Consider the following 20,271-nt stretch of genomic DNA (forward strand, 5'->3'; position numbering starts at 1 on the left):
GACCGCACCCGATGAGGAGGACCACTTGATCGCGCTGCTTGTCCGGTTCGTGCTGGGGCCGCTGGCCAGGGCGGTGTACCGGCCCGAGGTGATCGGCGTCGAGAACGTGCCGACGACGGGCCCGGTGATCTTGGCGGCCAACCACCGCGCCGCGCTCGACACCGGCGTGATCACGTTCGCGACGCCGCGGCAGGTCAAGTTCCTCGGCAAGGCGGAGTACTTCACCGGCAAGGGCGCCAAGGGCAAGCTGATGGCCGGGTTCGTCGGCGGGCTCGGCTACATCCCGGTCGAACGCGGCAACGCCCAGGCCGGGCTGGCGGCGCTGGAGGCGGCGCGCAAGGTGCTCGACGCGGGCGGCGTCTTCGCGATCTACCCCGAGGGCACCCGCTCCCTGGACGGCCGGCTGCACCGCGGCCACACGGGCGTCGCGGCGCTGGCACTGGCGACGGGCGCGAAGGTGGTGCCGGTCGCGCTGACCGGCACCGAGCAGCTCCAGCCCGCGGGCAAGCGCGTCCCGCGCCCGGCCAAGATCAGCATCACGTTCGGCGAGCCGCTGGACTTCTCGCGCTACGAGGGCCAGGACTACTCGCCGGCGATCCGCCGCTCGGTCACCGATGAGGTCATGTACCAGATCCTGGAGATCTCGGGCCAGGAGTACGTGGACACGTACCACAAGCGGCCCAGCGAGGGCGTCGCCTAGATGCCGGGCGGCTCCTTCGCCCACTTCGGCGGCGCCGGCGGAACGTAGGTCTCGAACCGGTCGAGCAGCACCGCCGGGTCGGCGTCGGTCATCAGGAGCTCGCGGTACTCCGGCTTGACGAACCCCTCGGTCACCATGTGGTCGGCGAACGCGACCAGCGGCCCGTAGTACCCGTCGACGTCGACCAGGCCGATCGGCTTGCCGTGCAGGCCGAGCTGGGCCCACGTCCAGACCTCGAACAGCTCCTCGAGCGTGCCCGCGCCGCCCGGGAGGGCCAGGAAGCCGTCGGACAGGGCCGCCATCTTGGCCTTGCGCTCGTGCATGTCCGCCACGACGTGCAGCTCGGACAGTCCCGCGTGGGAGATCTCGACCGACGAGAGCGCCTCCGGGATCACGCCGATCACCTCGCCGCCCGCGGCCAGCGCCGCGTCGGCGACGACGCCCATCGTGCCGACGCTCGCGCCGCCGTAGACCAGGCCGATGCCGCGCTGGGCCAGCAGCTTGCCCAGCGCCGCCGCCTGCTCGGCGTAGCGCGGCGAGAACCCCATCGACGAGCCGCAGAAGACACAGATCCGGCTCATCAGTGGGTGTCCTCCCATGCCTGGTAGGACTCCTGGACCACGCGGACGGCGTCGTCGATGTCGTCGGTGACGTGCAGCAGGTCCAGGTCGTGCGGGCTGACCTTGCCCTCGCCCTGCACGGTCTTGGCGATCCAGTCGTAGAGCCCGCCCCAGTAGTCGCTGCCGAACAGCACCACCGGGAACTTCGTGACCTTCTTCGTCTGCACCAGCGTCAGCGCCTCGAACAGCTCGTCGAGCGTGCCGAAGCCGCCGGGCAGGCAGATGAAGGCCTGCGAATACTTGATGAACATCGTCTTCCGGGCGAAGAAGTACCGGAAGTTGACGCCGAGGTCGACCCACGGGTTCAGGCCCTGCTCGAACGGCAGCTCGATGCCCAGCCCGACAGAGAAGCCGCCGGCCTCGGCCGCGCCGCGGTTGACGGCCTCCATCGCGCCCGGGCCGCCGCCGGTCATCACGGCGAAGCCGGCGTTGGCCAGCGCCGCGCCGATCTTGCGGCCGAGCTCGTACTCCGGGTGGTCGCGCTTGGTGCGGGCCGAGCCGAACACGGTGACCGCGCGCGGGACCTCGGCGAGCGCGCCGAAGCCCTCGACGAACTCGGCCTGGATGCGCAGCACGCGCCACGGGTCGGTGTGCACCCAGTCGCTCGGGCCGCGCGCGTCCAGGAGGCGCTGGTCGGTGGTGCTGCCCTGGTCGCGGCGGTCGCGACGCAGCACGACCGGGCCCTTGTGGCGCTCTACCGGGCGCTCGGGGTACTGGCCGTCCGGAAACTCAGATTGTTCACTCACTTCCCCATGCTACGGCCTGCCCGCCAGCGAGAATGCCAACAACGCCGTGGAGGTGAAGTCGATGGCCGGCTCGTTGCTGGGCCATGAACTCAGGTCGTCCGCGTAGCGACTTCCCTGGCCGTCGAAGGATTCATACGGACGGGTGCATTCCTTCGCGCCCGCCGGGAACGGCAGATCGGCGAAGTTGTCCGCGCCGTTCGGGCCGTTGACGACCGCGCCGTACAGCACTTTCGAAGGTCCGGCGAGGTTCGCGGCCTGGTGGTGCGGGCACTGCGGGAACGTCGAGCCGACGCCGACCACGAGCGACACGCCCCAGGCGTTCGCGCCGAGCGTGAAGTCACGCTGTCGCGCGCCGAAGGCGGCGTAGCGGGTGTCGCCGGTGACGCGCTGGTAGAGCCGCGCGGTGGCCGCGAAGCCGAAGCTCTTGCTGGCGGCGTCGAAGTCCGTGACGTCGACCGCGGTCCGGAATGGACTCTTCTTCGCCGCCTCGACGCCCGCGTCCAGCTGACGGCGGAGATCCGCGGCCAGCTCGCGGACGCCGAGGGCCGCTCCGGGGACACCGGTGCGCAGCACGCCGGCGAGGTCGGCGTGGGCGAGCGCGCTGGTGTCGTAGAGGTTCAACGTGCTCGTGTCGTCGCTGCCGATGTACGCCTTCGCCCACTTCGCCGCGTCGCGGGCCCAGCCGTTCGCGCGCGGGTCGCCGAGCTTGCGGGCGGCCAGCGCGAGCTGCGTCGCGCCGAGCTCCAGGTCGTCCTCCCAGGACGACTCCGGATAGTAGGCGTGCGGGAACGCGCTGACGAGCTCGCCGACGCCGGTCGTCTTGGCCTGGGCGAACACCGCCGCGGCCTCGCTCAGGTAGTGCCGGGCCAGGCGCGGGTCGCGGTGGGCCTGGATCTGCGCGCCGAGCGCGAAGGCGGCGGCGACGCGGCCGGCGAGGTTCGGCGACAGCGGCGCGCCCGCGGGGGCGGCCGGGAACACCGGGCGGTACTTGACGAAGTAGGCGGGATCGCCGGGCTTGACGTCGAGGGCGTCGTCGTCCTGCGGCTCGCGCCAGACGTCGTGGTCGCCGAGGAAGCCGAACTCCTCGCTGCCGGTGCCGATGCCGACCTGGGCGTAGAGGGTCTTCGTCTTGCCGTCCCACATCTTGTCGAGCCAGTCGAGGCCGAAGCGGACCTCCTTGGCCAGCACCGGATCGGGGTCGTCGCGCAGCACGAAACCCAGCTCGGCCAGCGAATACGCGGTGTTCGAGGTGAACTTGACGAAGTCGCCGGCGTCGACCCAGCCGCCTTCGACGTCGACCGGGCCACCCTGCGGCTTCAGCGGTTCGACGATTTCGTCGCCGCCCTCGCCGGCGAACTTCGGCTCGGCGTAGACGGTGGCTTTCCGGTCGGCGAGGTGCGACGGTTCGCGATCGAGGCGGCCGGGGACGACGTCATGGCCGTCGCGCTGGGCCTGGAAGAACTCGGTGGTGGCCCGCACGAGCGGACGGAACAGGCGGCTCGCGGTATCGATCCGGAACGGCGGCGACGTCGCTCCGGCGGCCTTGACGCGGTAGGTTCCTGGCCGGTCCACAGTGGACAAGTCAAGATCGAAAACGTTGGCGTACCGCGCGTTCCAGGCGCCGAGGCTGGCGCCGGTGCGGCCCTCACGGACCGTGCGGCCGCGTTCGTCGACGACGGTGAACTTCCCCGCCGCGCCGCCGAGCAGGTAGGCGTGCTTCGCCTCGCCCAGCGCGTACCCGACTTGGTCGACGCGCACCTCGGCCGGCGTCGCGGCTTCGGCCGGGGCCGCGGCGAGGGGGACGGCCAGCGCGGCCGCCGTCGCGAGGGGAAGCAGGCGCATGGTCGCCCTCCACTTTGTTAGGAAAGTTTCCTATTTAGCGAGAGAACGCTATCCCGGCGCGGGCGGGCCGTCAATATGTCCGTTTCCGCGCGTGACTGGACAGGCATCACGCGTGATTGAGCGGGCATCACGCGTGACTGGGCGGGCATCACGCGTGATGCCCCTCGAATCACGCGTGATGCCCCTCTGATCACGGGTGATGCCTCTCTGATCACGGGTGATGCCTCCGTGGACACACGTGATGCCCGTCCGGGCACGCCCGCGTCTCTGGCGTGACGGCTCCGCGAGGCCATGACCTACCGTGGGGAGATGACCGAACCGCTCGGCGCGCGGATCCGCCGGCTGCGCGCCGACCGCGGGTGGACTCAGCGCGAGCTGGCCGAGCCGGGGTACGACCGGGGGTTTCTCGCGAAGGTCGAGACCGGCAGCCGGCCGCCGTCGGAGGAGATGCTCGCCTACCTGGCGCGGCGGCTCGGCCTCACCGCCGACGACCTGCGGTTCGGCCGTCCGCCGGGGGTCGCCGACGAGCTGCGCGCGTCCCTCGACGAGGGCTATCGCGACCTCGAACAGGGCCGGATCGCCGTCGCGACCGATCGGTTCGCCCTCGCCGGGAAGCAGGCGGCGGGCTACCGCCTTGACGACGTCGAGTGCTACGCGCGGTTCTGCCTCGCCGAGGTGAAGTGGCAGCAGTTCGACGTCGAAGGCGCCCAGAAAGAGCTGGAGCACGCGTCGGAACTGGCCGACGCGGCGCCGCCGTGGCTGCGGGCGATGATCGTGCACCGCTGGTCGGGCTGCCGGTACCTCAGCGGCGACGCCGGCGCCGCGATCGCGCGCGTCGAGTCGGCGCTCGCCGCTCCGGACCTCGACCCCGACGCCGAGCTGTGCCTGCTCAGCGCGTTGATCCACCCGCTGATGGAGATGGGCGGGCTGCACCGGGCGCAGCGCGCGGCCGTCGCCGGCCTTCGCCTGGTCCGGGTGGCCACGCGGCCCGACTTCGTCGCGCGGTTCCACCGGCAGGCGTCGCAGGTCTGGCAGGCGACGGGCCAGTCCGACCGGGCGGAGCAGGACCTGATCGAGGCGTGCCGCCTGTTCGCGTCGGTGGGCTTCGACCGCGACGCGGCCCGCTGCCGCTGGGCCCGCGGCTACCTGCTGCGCCGGCTGGGCCGCCTGGACGAGGCCCGCGACGAGCTGACGTCGGCCCGCGACGAGCTGGCGGCGATCGGCGCGGAGGAAGGCGTCGCTGGGGCGACGCTCGAGCTGGCCGAGGTCCGCCTCCGGCAAGGGGCCGCTTCCGACGCGGCCACGCTCGTCGCCGACGTCTGGCCGCTCCTGGCCCGCGACGTCGAGTCCCTCGGCGAGGCGACGGGCCTGCTCGGCCAGATCGCACAGTCCCGCGGCGACCTTCCCGAGGCGACCCGCCTCCTGCGCGAGGCGGCGGAAATCCAGACCCGGGCCTCCCTGCACGGCGCGGCGGTCTCGACGTCCCTCCGCCTCGGCGACGTCCTCCGACAACGTGGTCATCTCACCGACGCGATCCAGGCCTACCAAAAAGGCCTCAACTCCGCCGCCGCCACCGACTCGTAACGGACGACACGCGTACCCACACGGACGACACGCGTACCTGGATGGACGACACGGCCCAGGAGACCGGCGAGCCCGTGTCGTCCGTCGGGGTACGCGTGTCGTCCGGTGCGGTACGGCGGACCTGCGGGACTGGTGGTCCGGGTGGGGGAAGTTTCCTACCAAAGTCTGGTGAATTGGTTCAGACCAGTCGGCAACCGGGGTGTTTCCTGCGGTTTTGCGCGGGACGTCGTGATCTTCGCGGGCGGCGACTGGGCCGTTCGGCCCATTGACCGACCGGCGACCGGAACCTTTACTCGGACGCGTCCGGCGGAATAACACCAGTTATTTCGCCGGGCACACTCCTCGCGTCCCCGGAAAGGTTCCCCATGAGATCCCCACGAGGGCTGGCGGCGATCGCCGGCCTTGCCCTGATCTTCGCGGTGCCGGCGATCCCGGCCACCGCCCAAGCCCAGCCACCGGCCGTCCCGCCCGAGGCGCTCGCCGCCCGTGCCGCCGACCAGGCCGCCCTGAACGGCGCCGACCGGCTCGCCAAGGGCGCCGGGGAGGCCTTCCTCCGCACCGGGGTCACCCCGGGTGGCGGCGGGCTCTACTACGCCTCCTACCAGCGCACTTACCACGGCCTGCCGGTCGTCGGCGGGGACGCGGTCGTCGTCGCCGACGGGGCCGGGCGCGTCCGCGGCACCGAAGCCGCCCGCACCGCGCCGATCACGGTGAAGACCCAGGCGAGCCTCAACGCCGTGCAGGCCACCAAGATCGCCGAAGCAAAGGTGTCCACAGTAGACAGCAGCACCGCGCCGAAGCTGGTCGTGCTGGCCGGCCAAGACCCGAAGCTCGCCTACGAGGTCGTCGTCAGCGGCCGCGACAACACCAAACCCACCAAGCTGCACGTCTTCGTCGACAGCGCCACCGGCAAGGTCCTCGACACCCGCGACGACGTCCGCGAAGCGGGCACCGGCAACTCCTACTACGCCGGCACCGTCCCGATCGACACGTCCGGCTCCGGCAGCTCCTACTCGATGACCGACCCCGGCCGCCGCGGCATCGCCTGCGGCCGCGAAGGCGGCGCGATCTTCACCAAGAGCACCAACACCTGGGGCAACGCCTCGGGCACCGACCTCGAAACCGGCTGCGTCGACGCGCTCTACAGCGTCCAGACCGAGTGGAAGATGCTGTCGGAGTGGCTGGGCCGCAACGGCATCGACGGCGCCGGCGGCGGCTTCCGCGCGAGCGTCGGCCTCAACGACGTCAACGCCTACTGGGACGGCTCCTCGACCCACTTCGGGCACTCGCAGGACAACCGCCGCCAGGCGACGCCGATGGACGTCGTCGGCCACGAGTACGGGCACGCGATCTTCCAGACGACCCCGGGCGGCGCCGGGTCGGGCAACGAGAACGGTGGCCTCAACGAGTCCACCGGCGACATCTTCGGCGCGCTGACCGAGTACTACGCCAACAACCCGAAGGACACCCCGGACTTCAGCGTCGGCGAGGGCGTCAACCTCGTCGGCCAGGGCCCGATCCGCTACATGGACAACCCGTCGAAGGTCGGCGACCCGAACTGCTATTCGGCGTCGATCCCGAGCACCGAGGTGCACGCCGCCGCGGGCCCGCAGAACCACTGGTTCTACCTGCTCTCCCAGGGCAGCGGCGCCAGCCCGACGTGCAACAACAGCACCGTCACCGGCGTCGGCATCCAGAAGGCCGGCAAGATCTTCTACAACGGACTGCTGAAGAAGACGTCCTCCTGGAACCACAAGGCCGCCCGCAAGGCCACGCTCGAAGCCGCGATCGCGCTCTTCCCGGGCAGCTGCACCGAGTTCACCGCCACCAAGGCCGCCTGGGACGCGGTGAGCGTGCCGGCCGTCAGCGGTGAACCGACCTGCAGCGGCCAGCCGCCGGCCGGCAACGACTACTCGCTGACGCTGTCGCCGACGTCGGCGTCCGTCCAACCGGGACAGACCGCGACCACCACGGTGACCACCCGGGTCACGCAAGGCAGCGCCCAGACGGTGCAGTTGCTCGCGACCGGCCTCCCCGAAGGCGCGAAGGCGACCTTCAGCCCGGCGAGCGTCCAGTCCGGCGGCACGTCGACGCTGACCATCGCCACCTCGGCGACCACGCCGCAGGGCACCAGCCAGGTGACGGTCACCGGCGACGGCACCGACGCCGACCACACCGCGCAGTTCTCGCTCACCGTCGGCACCGGCACGCCGCCGACCGGCTGTGACGGTATCGCCGAGTGGGACACCGCGAAGGCCTACGTGCCCAACGACGTCGTCGGCCACAACGGTCACAAGTGGACGTCCCTGTGGTACTCGACCGGTGCCGAGCCCGGCGCGCCCACCTCGTGGGCCGTGTGGAGCGACGGCGGCGCCTGCTGAACCCGGTCGCGTGGCGGCGGGCGACTCCCCCGCCGCCACGCGGCCTACCCTGAACCGGTGGAAGGGCGACCCGAGTGAGCGAGAGCGTCGGCGAACGCCTGCGTGAGCTGCGCACCGAGCGCGGGCTCACGCAGCGCGAACTGGCCGGGCCGCAGTACTCCGCGGCGTACGTGTCGTCGGTCGAGACCGGCGCGCGGACGCCGTCGGGCGACGCGCTGCGGTTCTTCGCCCAGCAGCTGGGCATCGATCCGGACGAGCTGCTCGGCGGCAGCTCGCCCCGGGAGCTCCTGGAGCTCGACCTCGAGCTGATCGAGACGGCGGACCGGTTCCTGACCGGCGACGCCCGCCGCGCGACCCCGCGGATGCAGCGGATCCGGCGCCACGCCGAACGTCTCGACCGGCCGCGGCAGGCGGGCATCGCGCTGCTGTGGCTGGCCGGGTACTCCACCGGCGACGCCCGCACGAAGTACGTCGCCGAGGCCGAGACGGCGTTGTCGGGCGAGCCGCCGCCGGTGCGGGCGATGGTCGTCCCCTTGCGCGCGGCGGTGCTGAGCGGCTGGGGCGAGGCGCAGTATTCCTTGCACCTGCTGGAAACCTGCCACGCGGAGCTGCTGCGTGACGGGTACCCACAGCCGTCGATGCTGCTGACGCTGCGGGCGTGCCTCGCCGAGCGGCACCTGCGTCAGGGCGATCTGGAGCGGGCCGCGGAGTACGCCGAGTCGGCGCTGCGGCTCACCCGCGGTGGCCCGGCGGTGCTGGCCGAGCTGACCCGCAGCCACGTCGAGGTGTGCCGCAGCCACCTCGCGGCCGACCGGTTCGCCGACGCGGCCGCGTCGGTCGCCGCGGCCTACGACCTCATGCAGGAACGGGCGCTGCACCCGGCGATGGCGCACTGCCTGCTGGCCAGGGCCCGGATCCGCGGCCGCGCGGGTGACGTCGAGGGCGCGCTGGCCGACCTCGGCGCGGCGCGGGAAACGGCGTGGCCCGACGACGTCCCGGCGATCACAGTCGAGCTGGCGTCGGAGTACCTGGCGGCGGGCCGGCTGGAGACGGCGGGCGCGCTGCTCGACCAGGTCCGCCCGGCCGTCGTGGCGGGCACGGCCTTGGCGGCGGAGCTCCGGTTGCAGCTGGGGTCGCTGGCTCGCGCCCGCGGTGACGCCCGGAGCGCGGCGGAGTACCTGCGGGCGGCGGTCGAACTGGCCACCGGGCTCGGGGCGCGGGGTGTGCTGGTGCGCGCCCTGCGGCCGCTGAGCGAGCTGCTGGGCGAGACCGGGCGGGCGGAAGAAGCCGCGAACGTGCTGCGGAACGGGCTGCTCGCGTTGGGTGCCGAAGCCGACTGACATCGTTTTCTTAAGCAGTACTAACGATTCCCGTTGATCGAGACCTCCCGGCGTTCGGATGGTGTCCGGGACAGTCCCTACGAAAGTCGTTCCGGTGCGAAATGCGTCGAGAATCCCCAGCACCGGCGGGGTTTGTACGAATTGACCGCCGAATCCGGAACGTGGCATTGGTCCGTTCGGCGCATTGACGCCCCGATCCGCTGATCCTTTACTCGGATGCGTCCGGACGCATACCTCCTGTTAGCAGCTTGGACACGTCCCCTTCTTCCCCCGCACCGCTCCCATCCTCCTGCCTTCATGGAAGGAAGACCTCGATGACCCATCGTGGGTTCAGAACGGGCTTGGCGGCCGCCGCCGGGCTCGCCATGACGCTCGCGCTGCCGGTGGCACCGGCGAGCGCGTCTCCCCAGGTCCAGCCCGCCGCTCCCGACGTCGCGGCCGCCCGCGCCGCCGACCAGGCCGCGGCTTCCGGACTGGACGCGCTCAAGCGCGGACCGGCGGAATCGTTCCAGCGCATCGGGCTCACCGCCGGTGGCGGCGGCCTGTTCTACGGCGCCTACCAGCGGACCTACCAGGGCCTGCGGGTCGTGGGCGGGGACGCGGTCGTCGTCGCCGACGGGGCCGGGCGCGTCCGCGGCACCAGCACCGCCGAGACCGCGGCCATCACGGTCGGGACGCAGGCCGCCCTCGACGCCGCGAAGGCCGCGGCCACCGCGCGCGCCCAACTGCCCACTGTGGACAGTGTGAGCGCGCCGGAGAAGGTCGTGCTGGCCGGGGCGAGCCCCAAGCTCGCCTACGAGGTCGTCGTCGCCGGGCGCACCGCCACGGCGCCGAGCAACCTGCACGTGTTCGTCGACGCCGCCACCGGCGCGATCCTCGACAAGCGCGACGACGTCAAGATGTTCGCCTCCGGGGCGAAGACCCAGGCCCAGCCGAACACGGTGAACGTCGCCGGCACCGGCAACAGCTACTACGTCGGCAACGTCTCCATCGACACGACGCAGTCCGGCACCACCTACACCATGCGCGACCCGGGCCGCACCGGCATCAGCTGCGGCCGTGAAGGCGGTTCCGTCTACAGCGGCACCGACAACGCCTGGGGCAACGGCACCGGCACGGACCTCGAGACCGCCTGCGTCGACACGCTCTTCGGCGTGCAGACCGAGTGGAAGATGCTCGCCGACTGGCTGGGCCGCAACGGCATCAACGGCAGCGGCACCGGTTACCCGGCGTCGGTCGGCCTGAGCGACGTCAACGCCTACTGGAACGGTTCGTCGACGCACTTCGGGCACTCGCAGGACAACCAGCGCCAGGCCACCTCGATGGACGTCGTCGGCCACGAGTTCGGGCACGGCATCTTCCAGTTCACCCCGGGCGGTGCCGGTTCCGGCAACGAGAACGGCGGGATGAACGAGTCGACGGGTGACATCTTCGGCGCGCTGACCGAGGCGTACGCCAACAACCCGAAGGACGTCCCGGACTACCAGGTCGGCGAGGGCGTCAACCTGGTCGGCCAGGGCCCGATCCGCTACATGTACCAGCCCTCGCTGGTCGGCGACCCGAACTGCTACTCGTCGTCGATCCCGAGCACCGAGGTGCACGCGGCGGCCGGCCCGCAGAACCACTGGTTCTACCTGCTCGCCGAGGGCTCCGCGCCAGGCGGCGGCAAGCCGAACAGCCCGACGTGCAACAGCTCGTCGGTCACCGGCGTCGGCATCCAGAAGGCAGGCAAGATCTTCTACAACGGCCTGCTGAAGAAGACCTCGTCGTGGAACCACAAGGCCGCCCGCAAGGCGACCCTCGAAGCCGCGATCGCGCTCTTCCCGGGCAGCTGCACCGAGTACAACGCCACCAAGGCCGCGTGGGACGCCGTCTCCGTCACCACCGCGACCGGTGAGCCCACCTCGTGCAGCGGCGGCGGTCCGGACTTCTCCGTCGCGCTGAACCCGGCTTCGGGTTCCGTGCAGCCGGGCGCCTCGGCGACCACCACCGTCGGCACCGCGATCACCTCCGGCGCGGCACAGTCGATCACGCTGTCCGCCTCGGGTCTCCCGGCCGGCGCGACCGCGTCGTTCAGCCCGGCGACCATCCAGTCCGGCGGCTCCTCGACGCTGACGATCGCGACGACGTCGTCGACGCCGACCGGCAGCTTCCCGATCACCATCACCGCCGACGGGGCCAGCACGGACCACACGGCGCAGTACACGCTGTCCGTCGGGACCACGGGTTCGTGCGCCGCGGTGACCAACGGGACCCGGCTGAACATCCCGGACTACCCGGGTGCCGCGGTCAGCAGCTCGAACACCGTGGCGGGCTGCGCGCGCAACGCGTCGTCGACCACCAAGGTCGAGGTGCACATCACCCACACCTACAGCGGTGACCTGGTCCTCGACCTGGTCGCGCCGGACGGCACCGCCTACCGGCTGAAGAACTCCAGCTCGTCGTCGACGCCGAACATCAACACCACCTACACCGTCAACGCTTCTTCGGAAGCCGCGAACGGCGCGTGGCAGCTCCGCATCCGAGACGTCGGCCCCGCCGACACCGGTTACCTGTCCTCCTGGACGTTGACCGTGTAGCAGTTCCCCACCCGTGAAGGCCGCACCAGCCCGGTGCGGCCTTCACGGCCGTTCTCCCCCAACCCCCACCGAAGGAACTCACCGCCATGAAGTGGACAACACGACTCGGCGCCGGGGTCACCGCCCTGGCCGCCGTGCTGGGCGTCGTCTCCGCGCCAGCGGCCACCGCCGCGCCGGCCACGGCACTCGCCGCGCCGGACATCTCGCTGGCCAACATCAAGACCCACCTCAACCAGCTGCAGACCATCGCCAACAACAACGGCGGCACGCGCTCCCCGCGCGGCGCCGGGTACGCGGCGTCGGTGTCCTATGTGGAGAACCTGCTGAAGAACGCCGGGTTCACCACGACCCGCCAGACGTGCACCAGCTGCATCGGGCAGTCGCAGAACCTGATCGCGGAGTGGCCGCAGGGTGACGCGAGCCAGGTCATCATGCTCGGCGCGCACCTCGACAGCGTGAGCGCCGGCCCCGGCATCAACGACAACGGCTCCGGCAGCGCGTCGATCCTCGAGACGGCGCTGACGCTGGCCCGCACCAACCCGGCGATGGCCAAGCGCGTCCGCTTCGCCTGGTGGGCCGACGAGGAGTCCGGCCTGGTCGGCTCGAAGTACTACGTCAACAACCTCCCGAGCGCCGAGCGCACGAAGATCAAGACCTACCTCAACTTCGACATGATCGGCTCGAAGAACTGGGGCTACTTCGTCTACGACGACGTCGCTTCGGTCAAGGCGATCTTCGACGAGTACTTCTCGTCCATCGGCATCCAGACCGAGGGCGACAGCGAAGGCGACGGCCGCTCCGACCACGCGTCGTTCAAGAGCGCGGGCATCCCGGTCGGCGGCCTGGCCACCGGCGCCGGCGACATCAAGAGCTCGGCGCAGGCCCAGAAGTGGGGCGGTACCGCGGGTGCGGCGTTCGACAACTGCTACCACCGCGCCTGCGACACGACGGCGAACATCCCGGACACCCCGCTGGAGAAGAACTCCGACGCGATCGGGTACGCGCTGTGGAAGCTGGCCGTCGCGACGACGACGGGCAACGACTTCTCGGTGAACCTGAACCCGACCGCCGGGACCGTCCAACCCGGACAGTCGCTGCAGGTCGCGGTCAGCACCGCGACGACGTCCGGCAGCGCGCAGTCCATCTCGCTGTCGGCTTCGGGGCTGCCGTCCGGTGCGACGGCGTCGTTCAGCCCGGCCACCGTCCAGTCGGGCGGTTCTTCGACGCTGACGATCACGACGTCTTCGAGCACTCCGACCGGCAGTTTCCCGGTCACCGTGACAGCGGACGGCGCGAGCGTCGACCACACGGCGTCGTTCACCCTCGGCGTCGGGACGTCCTCGTGCGCGCCGGTCACCAACGGGACGCGGCTGAACATCCCGGACTACCCGGGTGCGGCGGTGAACAGCACGGCGACCGTCGGCGGCTGCGCGCGCAACGCGTCCACCGCCACCAAGGTCGAGGTGCACATCACCCACACCTACCGCGGTGACCTGGTCCTCGACCTCGTCGCCCCGGACGGCACGGCGTACCGGCTGAAGAACTCCAGCAGCGACTCGACGCCGAACCTCGACACCACCTACACCGTCAACGCGTCTTCGGAGGCCGCGAACGGTGCCTGGCAGCTGCGGCTGCGGGACGTCGGCCCGGCCGACACCGGTTACCTGTCCTCCTGGACGCTGACCGTCTGACCCCGGCCTGGGGCGCTCCTCACCGGGCGCCCCAGGTTGTCTAGACCACCCGTTCGTAGGTAGTCAGCGCTTTCCCCGGTTCCCTATCGTGGACGCCACACGCCGCGTTCGCCCTCAACGACGATGGGAATCGGTATGTCCGGTCGCAGAACCCGCCTGTTCGGAACCCTTCTGGCGGCGGTCCTGGCCGTCCCGCTGCTCGTGTCGGCCCCCGCGCAGGGGGCGGTGCAGGCCGACACGTGCGCGGTGAAATCCCGGCCCACCGGCAAGGTCCTCCAGGGGTACTGGGAGAACTGGGACGGCGCCGCGAACGGCGTCCACCCGGGGATGGGCTGGGTGCCGATCACCGACAGCCGCATGGCGCAGCACGGCTACAACGTCATCAACGCCGCGTTCCCGGTGATCCGGTCCGACGGGACCGTGTTGTGGGAGAACGGGATGGACGCCGGCGTCAAGGTGTCGACGCCCGCCGAGATGTGCGCGGCGAAGGCCGCGGGTGCGACGCTCCTGATGTCGATCGGCGGCGCGGCGGCCGGCATCGACCTGTCGTCGTCGGCGGTGGCCGACAAGTTCGTCGCCACGGTCGTGCCGATCCTGAAGGCGTACAACTTCGACGGGATCGACATCGACATCGAGACCGGGCTGACCGGCAGCGGCAACATCAAGACGCTGTCGGCGTCGCAGTCCAACCTGATCCGGATCATCGACGGCGTGCTCGCGAAGATGCCGTCGAACTTCGGGCTCACGATGGCGCCGGAGACGGCGTACGTGACCGGCGGCAGCATCACGTATGGCTCGATCTGGGGCGCGTACCTGCCGATCATCAAGAAGTACGCGGACAACGGCCGGCTGTGGTGGCTGAACATGCAGTACTACAACGGGTCGATGTACGGCTGCTCGGGCGACTCGTACCAGGCCGGGACCGTGCAGGGCTTCACCGTGCAGACGCAGTGCCTGAACAACGGCCTGGTCGTGCAGGGCACGACGATCCGCGTCCCGTACGACAAGCAGGTGCCCGGGTTGCCGGCGCAGCCCGGCGCGGGCGGCGGGTACATGTCGACGAGCCTGGTTTCCCAGGCGTGGCGGTCGGTTCCGGGGCTCAAGGGCCTGATGGACTGGTCGATCAACTGGGACGGCTCGAAGGGCTGGACCTTCGGCAACAACGTCAAGTCGTTGCAGGGCCGCTAGGAGTCGCACCGGCCCGGACTCGTTCCGGGCCGGTGGTCCCGATCAGCGTCCCACGAGCTCCGACCGCACCAGCTCCAGCAGGCGCCCCACCCAGTTGGCGCCGCTGGAGCTCCAGTACCGCGAACCCCAATCGCCGTAGAGCAGCCGGGCGTCGCCGGTTTCCCGCAGCCGCTGCGCCATCGCCGGATGCCGGTCGAACTTGTCCCGCAGGAGCGCGGCCATCACCCCGAGCCGCACCGCGGACCAGCCGTCCCGGCGGGGTGCCCGCTCGGCGAGGATCCGGGCTTCGCGGCCGAGCTCGACGGCGGCGATCCGATCGTGCCAGGCGGCGTCGCCGGTGGACAGCGCCCAGTAGGCGTGCATGACCGTCCGGTACTCCCGGCCGTCGTGCACAACCGGTGCCGGGTAGTCGATCTGCAGCACCTCGGGGCCCGGTGGCTCCGGCCAGCCGGTCGGGTAGACCCCGACGTCGATCCGCAGCGGGATCGCGCCCGGTGTCTCCGGCCCGTCCGCCGCGTTCCGCTGCCGCGACTGGGCGACACCGCGCTCGCCGCGGCGGAAGTACTCCAGCGCCCACTCCTGCTTCTCCGGCGTCACGGTGATCGTGCGGTCCGGGTCCCGGGCGGGGATCGTCTCGCCCGGCGCGGCGAGCAGGATCCGCACCGGCACGTCGTTCTGGTCCATGTCGCCGAGCACGTAGATCCGCCGGTGCTCGGGCACCGCGTGGTACCGCTCGCGGACGATCTCCAGGTTGGCGGGGCTCGGCTCGGCGGCATACGCGAGAAGCGCGTCCCAGCAGCGCCCGGAGGAATCCTGGCCGGTCGTTGAGCCGGTCCACCTCATCGGAGAGGTCCGCGATGAGGAGGTCGGGCGTCAACCAGGACTCCAGCCGCACTGTGCCGGCGGCGGTGCCGTTCACGATGACCCTCGCGTCCTCGGGTGGGGTCAGGGTGAGGGTGCCGTCGGCGAACGCGGTGCGAAGGCCGTCGAAGTCGGTCGTCCCCCACCGCCAGGCGACGACGCCGTCGGCGTAGACGGCGAGCGTGGTCAGGATGCAGCTGTCGTGTTCGTTGACGAAGATCAGGCGTTGCCGCCCCTGAACGACGTCGTCCTCGACGGTGCGCCAGGTCGGAGTGGTGTCCGGCATGCGGCAAGCCTAGGAGTCGCCGGCCGGGATCGGGTCGTTGTACTCGCCCGACGGGCCGGCGTACTCGCGGCCGTTCGGGAAGGGCCAGGGGTTCGGGACGCAGCCGTGCAGCCCGAGCGTCTGCTGCTCCATCACCGGCGCCGGCCGGCCCGCGCCCGGGCACAGCTCGTGGCCGTGGCCGAGCCGGTGCCCGGTCTCGTGGGTGACCATGTACCGCCGGTAGACGTCGAGCGGGGCGCCGTAGTTCGGGACGGCGTTGGCCCAGCGGGCGACGTTGAGCACGACGTTGCTGCCGTTGCGGCAGGAGGTGTAGCTGTCCGCCGTGCCACCGCAGAGCCTGTCGCGGCTGGCCGGCGTCGCGAGGTAGATCGTGAAGTCGGCGGGGTCCTCGGGCCCGACCTCCTGCAGCCGCCACTCGCCGCCGCCGGTCCAGCCGCGCGGGTCGCCGAGGATGCCGCGGATGCTCTTGGCGAACGCGGCCGGCCCGACGCCGTCGATGTCGGTTTCCAGGGCGATCCGGTAGCGCATGAGCTTGCCGGCGGTTCCGGCCACCTCGTCGCTGCCGGGGGTGAACATCCACTGGCCGGAGCCGGTCCGCGGGAAGGTGATGGCGACTTCGACGGGTGCGGTCTGCGTGACGGGCTGCCGCTCGTCGGGCGGCGGCGGGAGCGCGGTGGCATCCCCGATGGCGGTGACGATCGGCCCGGCCGCGGGCGCGGCGACGGGCTGCTGCTCACAGGCGGTGAGCGCACCGACGACCGCCAGCGCGAGCACGGCGACGGCCGCGGCCCGTCTCGCGGTTTTCGACATGGTCCCTCCCGGAATCACCCTCACCGGGAGATACGGCCGGCGACACGGAAAAGTTGCGGTGACGCACTATGGCACAGAGTCACCGCAGCTCAGCCGCCGCGAGTGTGACGACGGCCACTCAGGACAGGAACTTGCGCAGCACCTCGGTCACCTGGCGGATCTCCGCCGTGTGGACGTTCTCCTGCTTCGTGTGGGCCAGGGTCGGGTTGCCCGGGCCGAAGTTCACCGCCGGCATCCCCAGTGCCGCGAAGCGTGCCACGTCCGTCCAGCCCAGTTTTGCCGCCGCGCGGCCGCCCGCTGCCGCCACCAGCTCGGCCGCCGCCGGGGCCGACAACCCCGGGAGTGCGCCCGGGGACATGTCCACAACGGACAGTTCGTAGCCGTCGAACACGTCGCGCACGTGACGTTCCGCTGCCTCCGGGGAACGGCCGGGGGCGAAGCGGAAGTTCACCGTCAGCACCGCCGAATCCGGGACCACGTTGCCCGCGACGCCGCCGTTGATCTTCGTCGCCTGCAGGCCCTCGCGGTAGGTCAGCCCGTCGATGTCCACCACCCGCGGCGCGTACTCCGCCAGCCGCCGCAACGGCTCGGCCAGCGCGTGGATCGCGTTCTCCCCCATCCACGCCCGCGCCGTGTGCGCGCGCTTGCCGGCCAGGCTCAGCTCGACGCGCATCGTGCCCTGGCAGCCCGCCTCGATCACCCCGTTCGACGGCTCGCCCACGATCGCCAGGTCGCCCGCCAGCCACTCCGGCAGCTCGCGCTCGATCCGGCCGAGGCCGTTCTTGACCGCTTCGACCTCTTCGTTGTCGTAGAAGACGAAAGTGATGTCGTGCCTGGGCGAAGGCAAGGTCGCGGCGAGGTGCAGGAACACCGCGTCGCCGCTCTTCATGTCGACCGTGCCGAGGCCGTGCAGGATCTCGTCGGCGCCGGTGCCTTCGCGCCGCGAAGGGAAGTTTCCGTTTTCCGGCACGGTGTCCAGGTGCCCGGCGAGCACCACCCGCGACGCGCGGCCGAGGTTCGTGCGTGCCAGGACGGCGTCGCCGCTGCGGATCACCTCGAGGTGCGGTGCCTGCTTCTCCAGCGCCGCCTGCACCAACGCCGCCAGCTCGGCCTCGCTGCCCGACACGCTGAAGACGTCCACGAGCGCGGCGGTCAGGTCGACGGGGTCGGCGTGCAGGTCGAGGCTCATGCCCGGCACGCTACCGTGAGGGTGTGCGTAGGTTCCCGGTCGCCGTGGGCGGCACGTTGCTGGTCCTGGTCCTGTCCGGCTGCGGAAACGAAGCCGGCCCGACCCCCAAGCAGGGCGGCGAGCCCGGACCGGACGCGCTCCCGACGAAGCTGGACGCGCTGACCGCCGACCAGTGCTACGCGAGCCCGCGCACCCAGCTGCCGAAGGGCTGTGAGAAGTACGTCACGGAGGTCGCGAACGTCCCGGGCACGGCCCGCAAGCGCGCGGACGACCGCGACCCGCAGCTGGTCGCCGAAGCGGACAAGCTCGACACCGCCGTGAAGGCCTTCCGCGGCGCCGGCTGCACGACCGTGCCCGCCCCGGGCGGCCCCTGCACGCAGGCGCTGGTCGACGTCGCCGCCGCTCTCGACGGGCTGAAGAAGCAGGTAGCGGCCCGGCCCACGAGTGGTTGATCCGCGTCACTCGACTACCGTGTCGGGCGTGAGCGAGCAGAGCCCGAACCCCGAAACGACCGGCGCCAGCGGCGTCGGGCTGGCCACCGTCGCGACCGACGGGACCGTCCTCGACACCTGGTACCCGCAGCCGAAGCTGACCGAAGGTGGCACCGCCGGCACGGAACGCCTCGGCACCGAAGAGGCCACCGAGCTGCTCGGCGAGGCCGCCGCGGCGCTGCTCGGCCCGGACACCGACCGCGGGATCGAGGTCGTCGCCGTCCGCACCACGATCGGCAAGCTCGCCGACGCGCCCGTGGACACCCACGACATGTACCTGCGGCTGCACCTGCTCTCGCACCGCCTGGTCCGCCCGCACGGCCAGAACCTCGACGGCATGTTCGGCCTGCTGGCCAACGTCGTGTGGACCAACCACGGCCCGTGCCCGGTCGAGGGCTTCGAGACGACGCGGCTGCGGCTGCGCTCGCGCGGCGCGGTGACCGTCTACAGCGTCGACAAGTTCCCGCGGATGGTCGACTACGTCCTGCCCGCCGGCGTCCGGATCGGCGACGCGGACCGCGTCCGGCTCGGCGCGCACCTGGCGAGCGGCACGACCGTGATGCACGAGGGCTTCGTGAACTTCAACGCCGGCACGCTCGGCGCGTCGATGGTCGAAGGCCGGATTTCGGCCGGCGTGGTGGTCGGCGACGGCTCGGACGTCGGCGGCGGCGCGTCGATCATGGGCACGCTCTCGGGCGGCGGCAAGGAGACGATCTCGCTGGGCGAGCGCTGCCTGATCGGCGCGAACGGCGGCGTCGGGATCTCGCTGGGCGACGACACGGTCGTCGAGGCCGGGCTGTACGTGACGGCGGGGACGAAGGTCGTCGTCGACGGCAAGGTCGTCAAGGCCCGCGAGCTCAACGGCGTCTCGGGCGCGGTGTTCCGCCGCAACTCGGCGACCGGCGCGGTCGAGGTCGTGCCGCGGACCGGGGCCGGCGTCGAGCTGAACTCGATCCTGCACGCCAACGACTGAGCGGCGGAATTCACTTAGTATTCATGGTGTGACCACCGAATCGTTGCCGCATACCCCGGCCGAGCTGGGCCTGCCGGAGCTCCCGGTCGAGGCGGGTCCGGCGGATCCGGCGGTCCACCACGTGCGAGCCAAGCTCGACCGGGAGATCCGGGCGCTGCTCGCGTACGAACCCGGTACGCGCTCGGGCGCCGACCCCGAGGACCTGCACCAGATGCGCGTCGCCCTGCGGCGGATGCGCAGCGTGCTGAAGCTGTCCGGCACGCTGGTCGGGGACGGCGCCGAGCCGGTGCGCGCGGAGCTGGGCTGGCTCGGCCAGTCGCTCGGCGAGGTGCGGGACCACGACGTCCTGATCGGGCACCTGCGCGAGGTCATCGCCGACTTCGAGGTCCGCGACCAGGCCGCCGGGCGCCGGCTGGTGTCCCGGTTCGTCACCGAGCGCACCGCGGCGAAACGGCGGCTGACCAGGGCGTTGTCCAGTGCGCGCTACTCGACGCTGTTGCGCGAGGTCAGCCTGCTGACCCGCGACCGGGAGGCCGCCGCCGAGGTGGCGGAGCAGTCGCACGACCTGGTCGCCGGGCTGGCGAAGCCGCACCGCAAGCTCGCCAAAGCCGTCCGAGCGCTGCCCGCCGACCCGCCGGACGACGACCTGCACGACCTGCGCATCCACGGCAAGAAGCTGCGCTACGCCGCCGAGCTGGCCCAGACGTCGGCGAAGAAGAAGCAGGCCAAGCGGATCAAGCGGCTGATCAAGGCGACCCGGGACTTCCAGACCGTGCTCGGCGACCACCAGGACGCGGTGATCGCGGCGGAGCGGATGCGCACGGTGCTGGACACGGCGGACGGCGAGGTCGGCTTCGTCGCCGGCCGGATCGCCGAGCGCGAGCTGGCCCGCCGAGCCGAGGCCCGCGCGGTCTGGCGCGCGTCCTGGGCCGGGGTCGACGACGCCGCCCGGGCTCTGCACGCCTGATCGCCCCGAAGCCTTGCCGCCGA

At 71.5% G+C, this 20,271-nt stretch carries 16 protein-coding genes and 1 pseudogene; 10 read left to right on the forward strand and 7 right to left on the reverse strand.

What is annotated here, in order from left to right:
* Nucleotides 1-25: 25 nt before the first annotated feature.
* The gene (locus tag ACZ7OU_RS00910) at nt 26-700 is read left to right on the forward strand and encodes a lysophospholipid acyltransferase family protein (RefSeq protein WP_470239202.1); all 675 of its coding nucleotides are present in this window, start codon (nt 26-28) and stop codon (nt 698-700) included.
* On the opposite strand, the gene ACZ7OU_RS00915 is transcribed toward ACZ7OU_RS00910, so the two are convergent.
* Genes ACZ7OU_RS00915 through ACZ7OU_RS00925 form a run of 3 tightly spaced genes read right to left on the reverse strand, consistent with a single transcriptional unit; the run spans nt 697 to nt 3,908 of the window.
* Complete coding sequence (locus tag ACZ7OU_RS00915; protein ID WP_470253834.1) at nt 697-1,281, reverse strand: LOG family protein; 585 nt, start codon at nt 1,279-1,281, stop codon at nt 697-699. The two genes, ACZ7OU_RS00910 and ACZ7OU_RS00915, sit on opposite strands and share 4 nt — an antisense overlap.
* Nucleotides 1,281-2,066, reverse strand: a complete 786-nt coding sequence (locus tag ACZ7OU_RS00920) for an LOG family protein (protein WP_470239204.1) — start codon at nt 2,064-2,066, stop codon at nt 1,281-1,283. The genes ACZ7OU_RS00915 and ACZ7OU_RS00920 overlap by 1 nt, the downstream gene beginning before the upstream one ends.
* 9 nt (nt 2,067-2,075) lie before the next feature.
* Complete coding sequence (locus ACZ7OU_RS00925) at nt 2,076-3,908, reverse strand: glycoside hydrolase family 9 protein (protein WP_470253835.1); 1,833 nt, start codon at nt 3,906-3,908, stop codon at nt 2,076-2,078.
* Between the two features lie 291 nt (nt 3,909-4,199).
* Between ACZ7OU_RS00925 and ACZ7OU_RS00930 the strand changes: the two genes are divergently transcribed.
* The 6 genes from ACZ7OU_RS00930 (at nt 4,200) to ACZ7OU_RS00955 (ending at nt 14,671) form a co-directional block, all read left to right on the forward strand.
* Nucleotides 4,200-5,492, forward strand: a complete 1,293-nt coding sequence (locus ACZ7OU_RS00930) for a helix-turn-helix domain-containing protein (protein ID WP_470253836.1) — start codon at nt 4,200-4,202, stop codon at nt 5,490-5,492.
* 365 nt (nt 5,493-5,857) lie between these two features.
* Nucleotides 5,858-7,873, forward strand: coding sequence for a M4 family metallopeptidase (locus ACZ7OU_RS00935; protein ID WP_470253837.1), 2,016 nt, complete (start codon nt 5,858-5,860; stop codon nt 7,871-7,873).
* 74 nt (nt 7,874-7,947) lie between these two features.
* Nucleotides 7,948-9,213 carry a helix-turn-helix domain-containing protein gene (locus ACZ7OU_RS00940; RefSeq protein ID WP_470253838.1) on the forward strand — a complete coding sequence of 422 codons (1,266 nt, stop codon included), beginning with the start codon at nt 7,948-7,950 and terminating at the stop codon, nt 9,211-9,213.
* Nucleotides 9,214-9,527: 314 nt separating this feature from the next.
* Nucleotides 9,528-11,792, forward strand: a complete 2,265-nt coding sequence (locus ACZ7OU_RS00945; RefSeq protein ID WP_470253839.1) for a M4 family metallopeptidase — start codon at nt 9,528-9,530, stop codon at nt 11,790-11,792.
* 86 nt (nt 11,793-11,878) lie between these two features.
* Nucleotides 11,879-13,483: a M28 family peptidase gene (locus ACZ7OU_RS00950; protein WP_470253840.1), complete on the forward strand. Its 1,605-nt coding sequence runs from the start codon at nt 11,879-11,881 to the stop codon at nt 13,481-13,483.
* 135 nt (nt 13,484-13,618) lie between these two features.
* A complete protein-coding gene (locus tag ACZ7OU_RS00955) occupies nt 13,619-14,671 on the forward strand; it encodes a chitinase (protein ID WP_470253841.1) in 1,053 nt (350 codons plus the stop codon).
* A 42-nt stretch (nt 14,672-14,713) separates the two neighbouring features.
* Here ACZ7OU_RS00955 and ACZ7OU_RS00960 read toward each other — a convergent pair whose 3' ends face one another.
* The 4 genes and pseudogenes from ACZ7OU_RS00960 to dapE form a co-directional block, all read right to left on the reverse strand.
* A complete protein-coding gene (locus ACZ7OU_RS00960; protein ID WP_470253842.1) occupies nt 14,714-15,514 on the reverse strand; it encodes an NADAR family protein in 801 nt (266 codons plus the stop codon).
* Nucleotides 15,515-15,545: 31 nt separating this feature from the next.
* Nucleotides 15,546-15,818 (reverse strand): annotated as a pseudogene (locus tag ACZ7OU_RS00965) (DUF7638 domain-containing protein); the annotation flags it as partial.
* Between the two features lie 9 nt (nt 15,819-15,827).
* Entirely contained in the window at nt 15,828-16,628 is an 801-nt protein-coding gene (locus tag ACZ7OU_RS00970; RefSeq protein WP_470253843.1) for a DUF3152 domain-containing protein, read from the reverse strand.
* A gap of 118 nt (nt 16,629-16,746) precedes the next feature.
* On the reverse strand, nt 16,747-17,817 hold the full coding sequence (dapE, locus tag ACZ7OU_RS00975) for a succinyl-diaminopimelate desuccinylase (protein WP_470253844.1): 1,071 nt from the start codon (nt 17,815-17,817) through the stop codon (nt 16,747-16,749).
* Between the two features lie 44 nt (nt 17,818-17,861).
* Here dapE and ACZ7OU_RS00980 point away from each other — a divergent pair, with 44 nt between their 5' ends.
* Genes ACZ7OU_RS00980 through ACZ7OU_RS00990 form a run of 3 tightly spaced genes read left to right on the forward strand, consistent with a single transcriptional unit; the run spans nt 17,862 to nt 20,248 of the window.
* Nucleotides 17,862-18,269 carry a hypothetical protein gene (locus ACZ7OU_RS00980; protein ID WP_470255858.1) on the forward strand — a complete coding sequence of 136 codons (408 nt, stop codon included), beginning with the start codon at nt 17,862-17,864 and terminating at the stop codon, nt 18,267-18,269.
* 28 nt (nt 18,270-18,297) lie between these two features.
* Nucleotides 18,298-19,281, forward strand: a complete 984-nt coding sequence (gene dapD / locus ACZ7OU_RS00985; protein ID WP_470253845.1) for a 2,3,4,5-tetrahydropyridine-2,6-dicarboxylate N-succinyltransferase — start codon at nt 18,298-18,300, stop codon at nt 19,279-19,281.
* 28 nt (nt 19,282-19,309) lie between these two features.
* Nucleotides 19,310-20,248 carry a CHAD domain-containing protein gene (locus ACZ7OU_RS00990; protein ID WP_470253846.1) on the forward strand — a complete coding sequence of 313 codons (939 nt, stop codon included), beginning with the start codon at nt 19,310-19,312 and terminating at the stop codon, nt 20,246-20,248.
* Nucleotides 20,249-20,271: the final 23 nt, after the last annotated feature.

This window comes from Amycolatopsis sp. NPDC114505 (assembly GCF_055633615.1).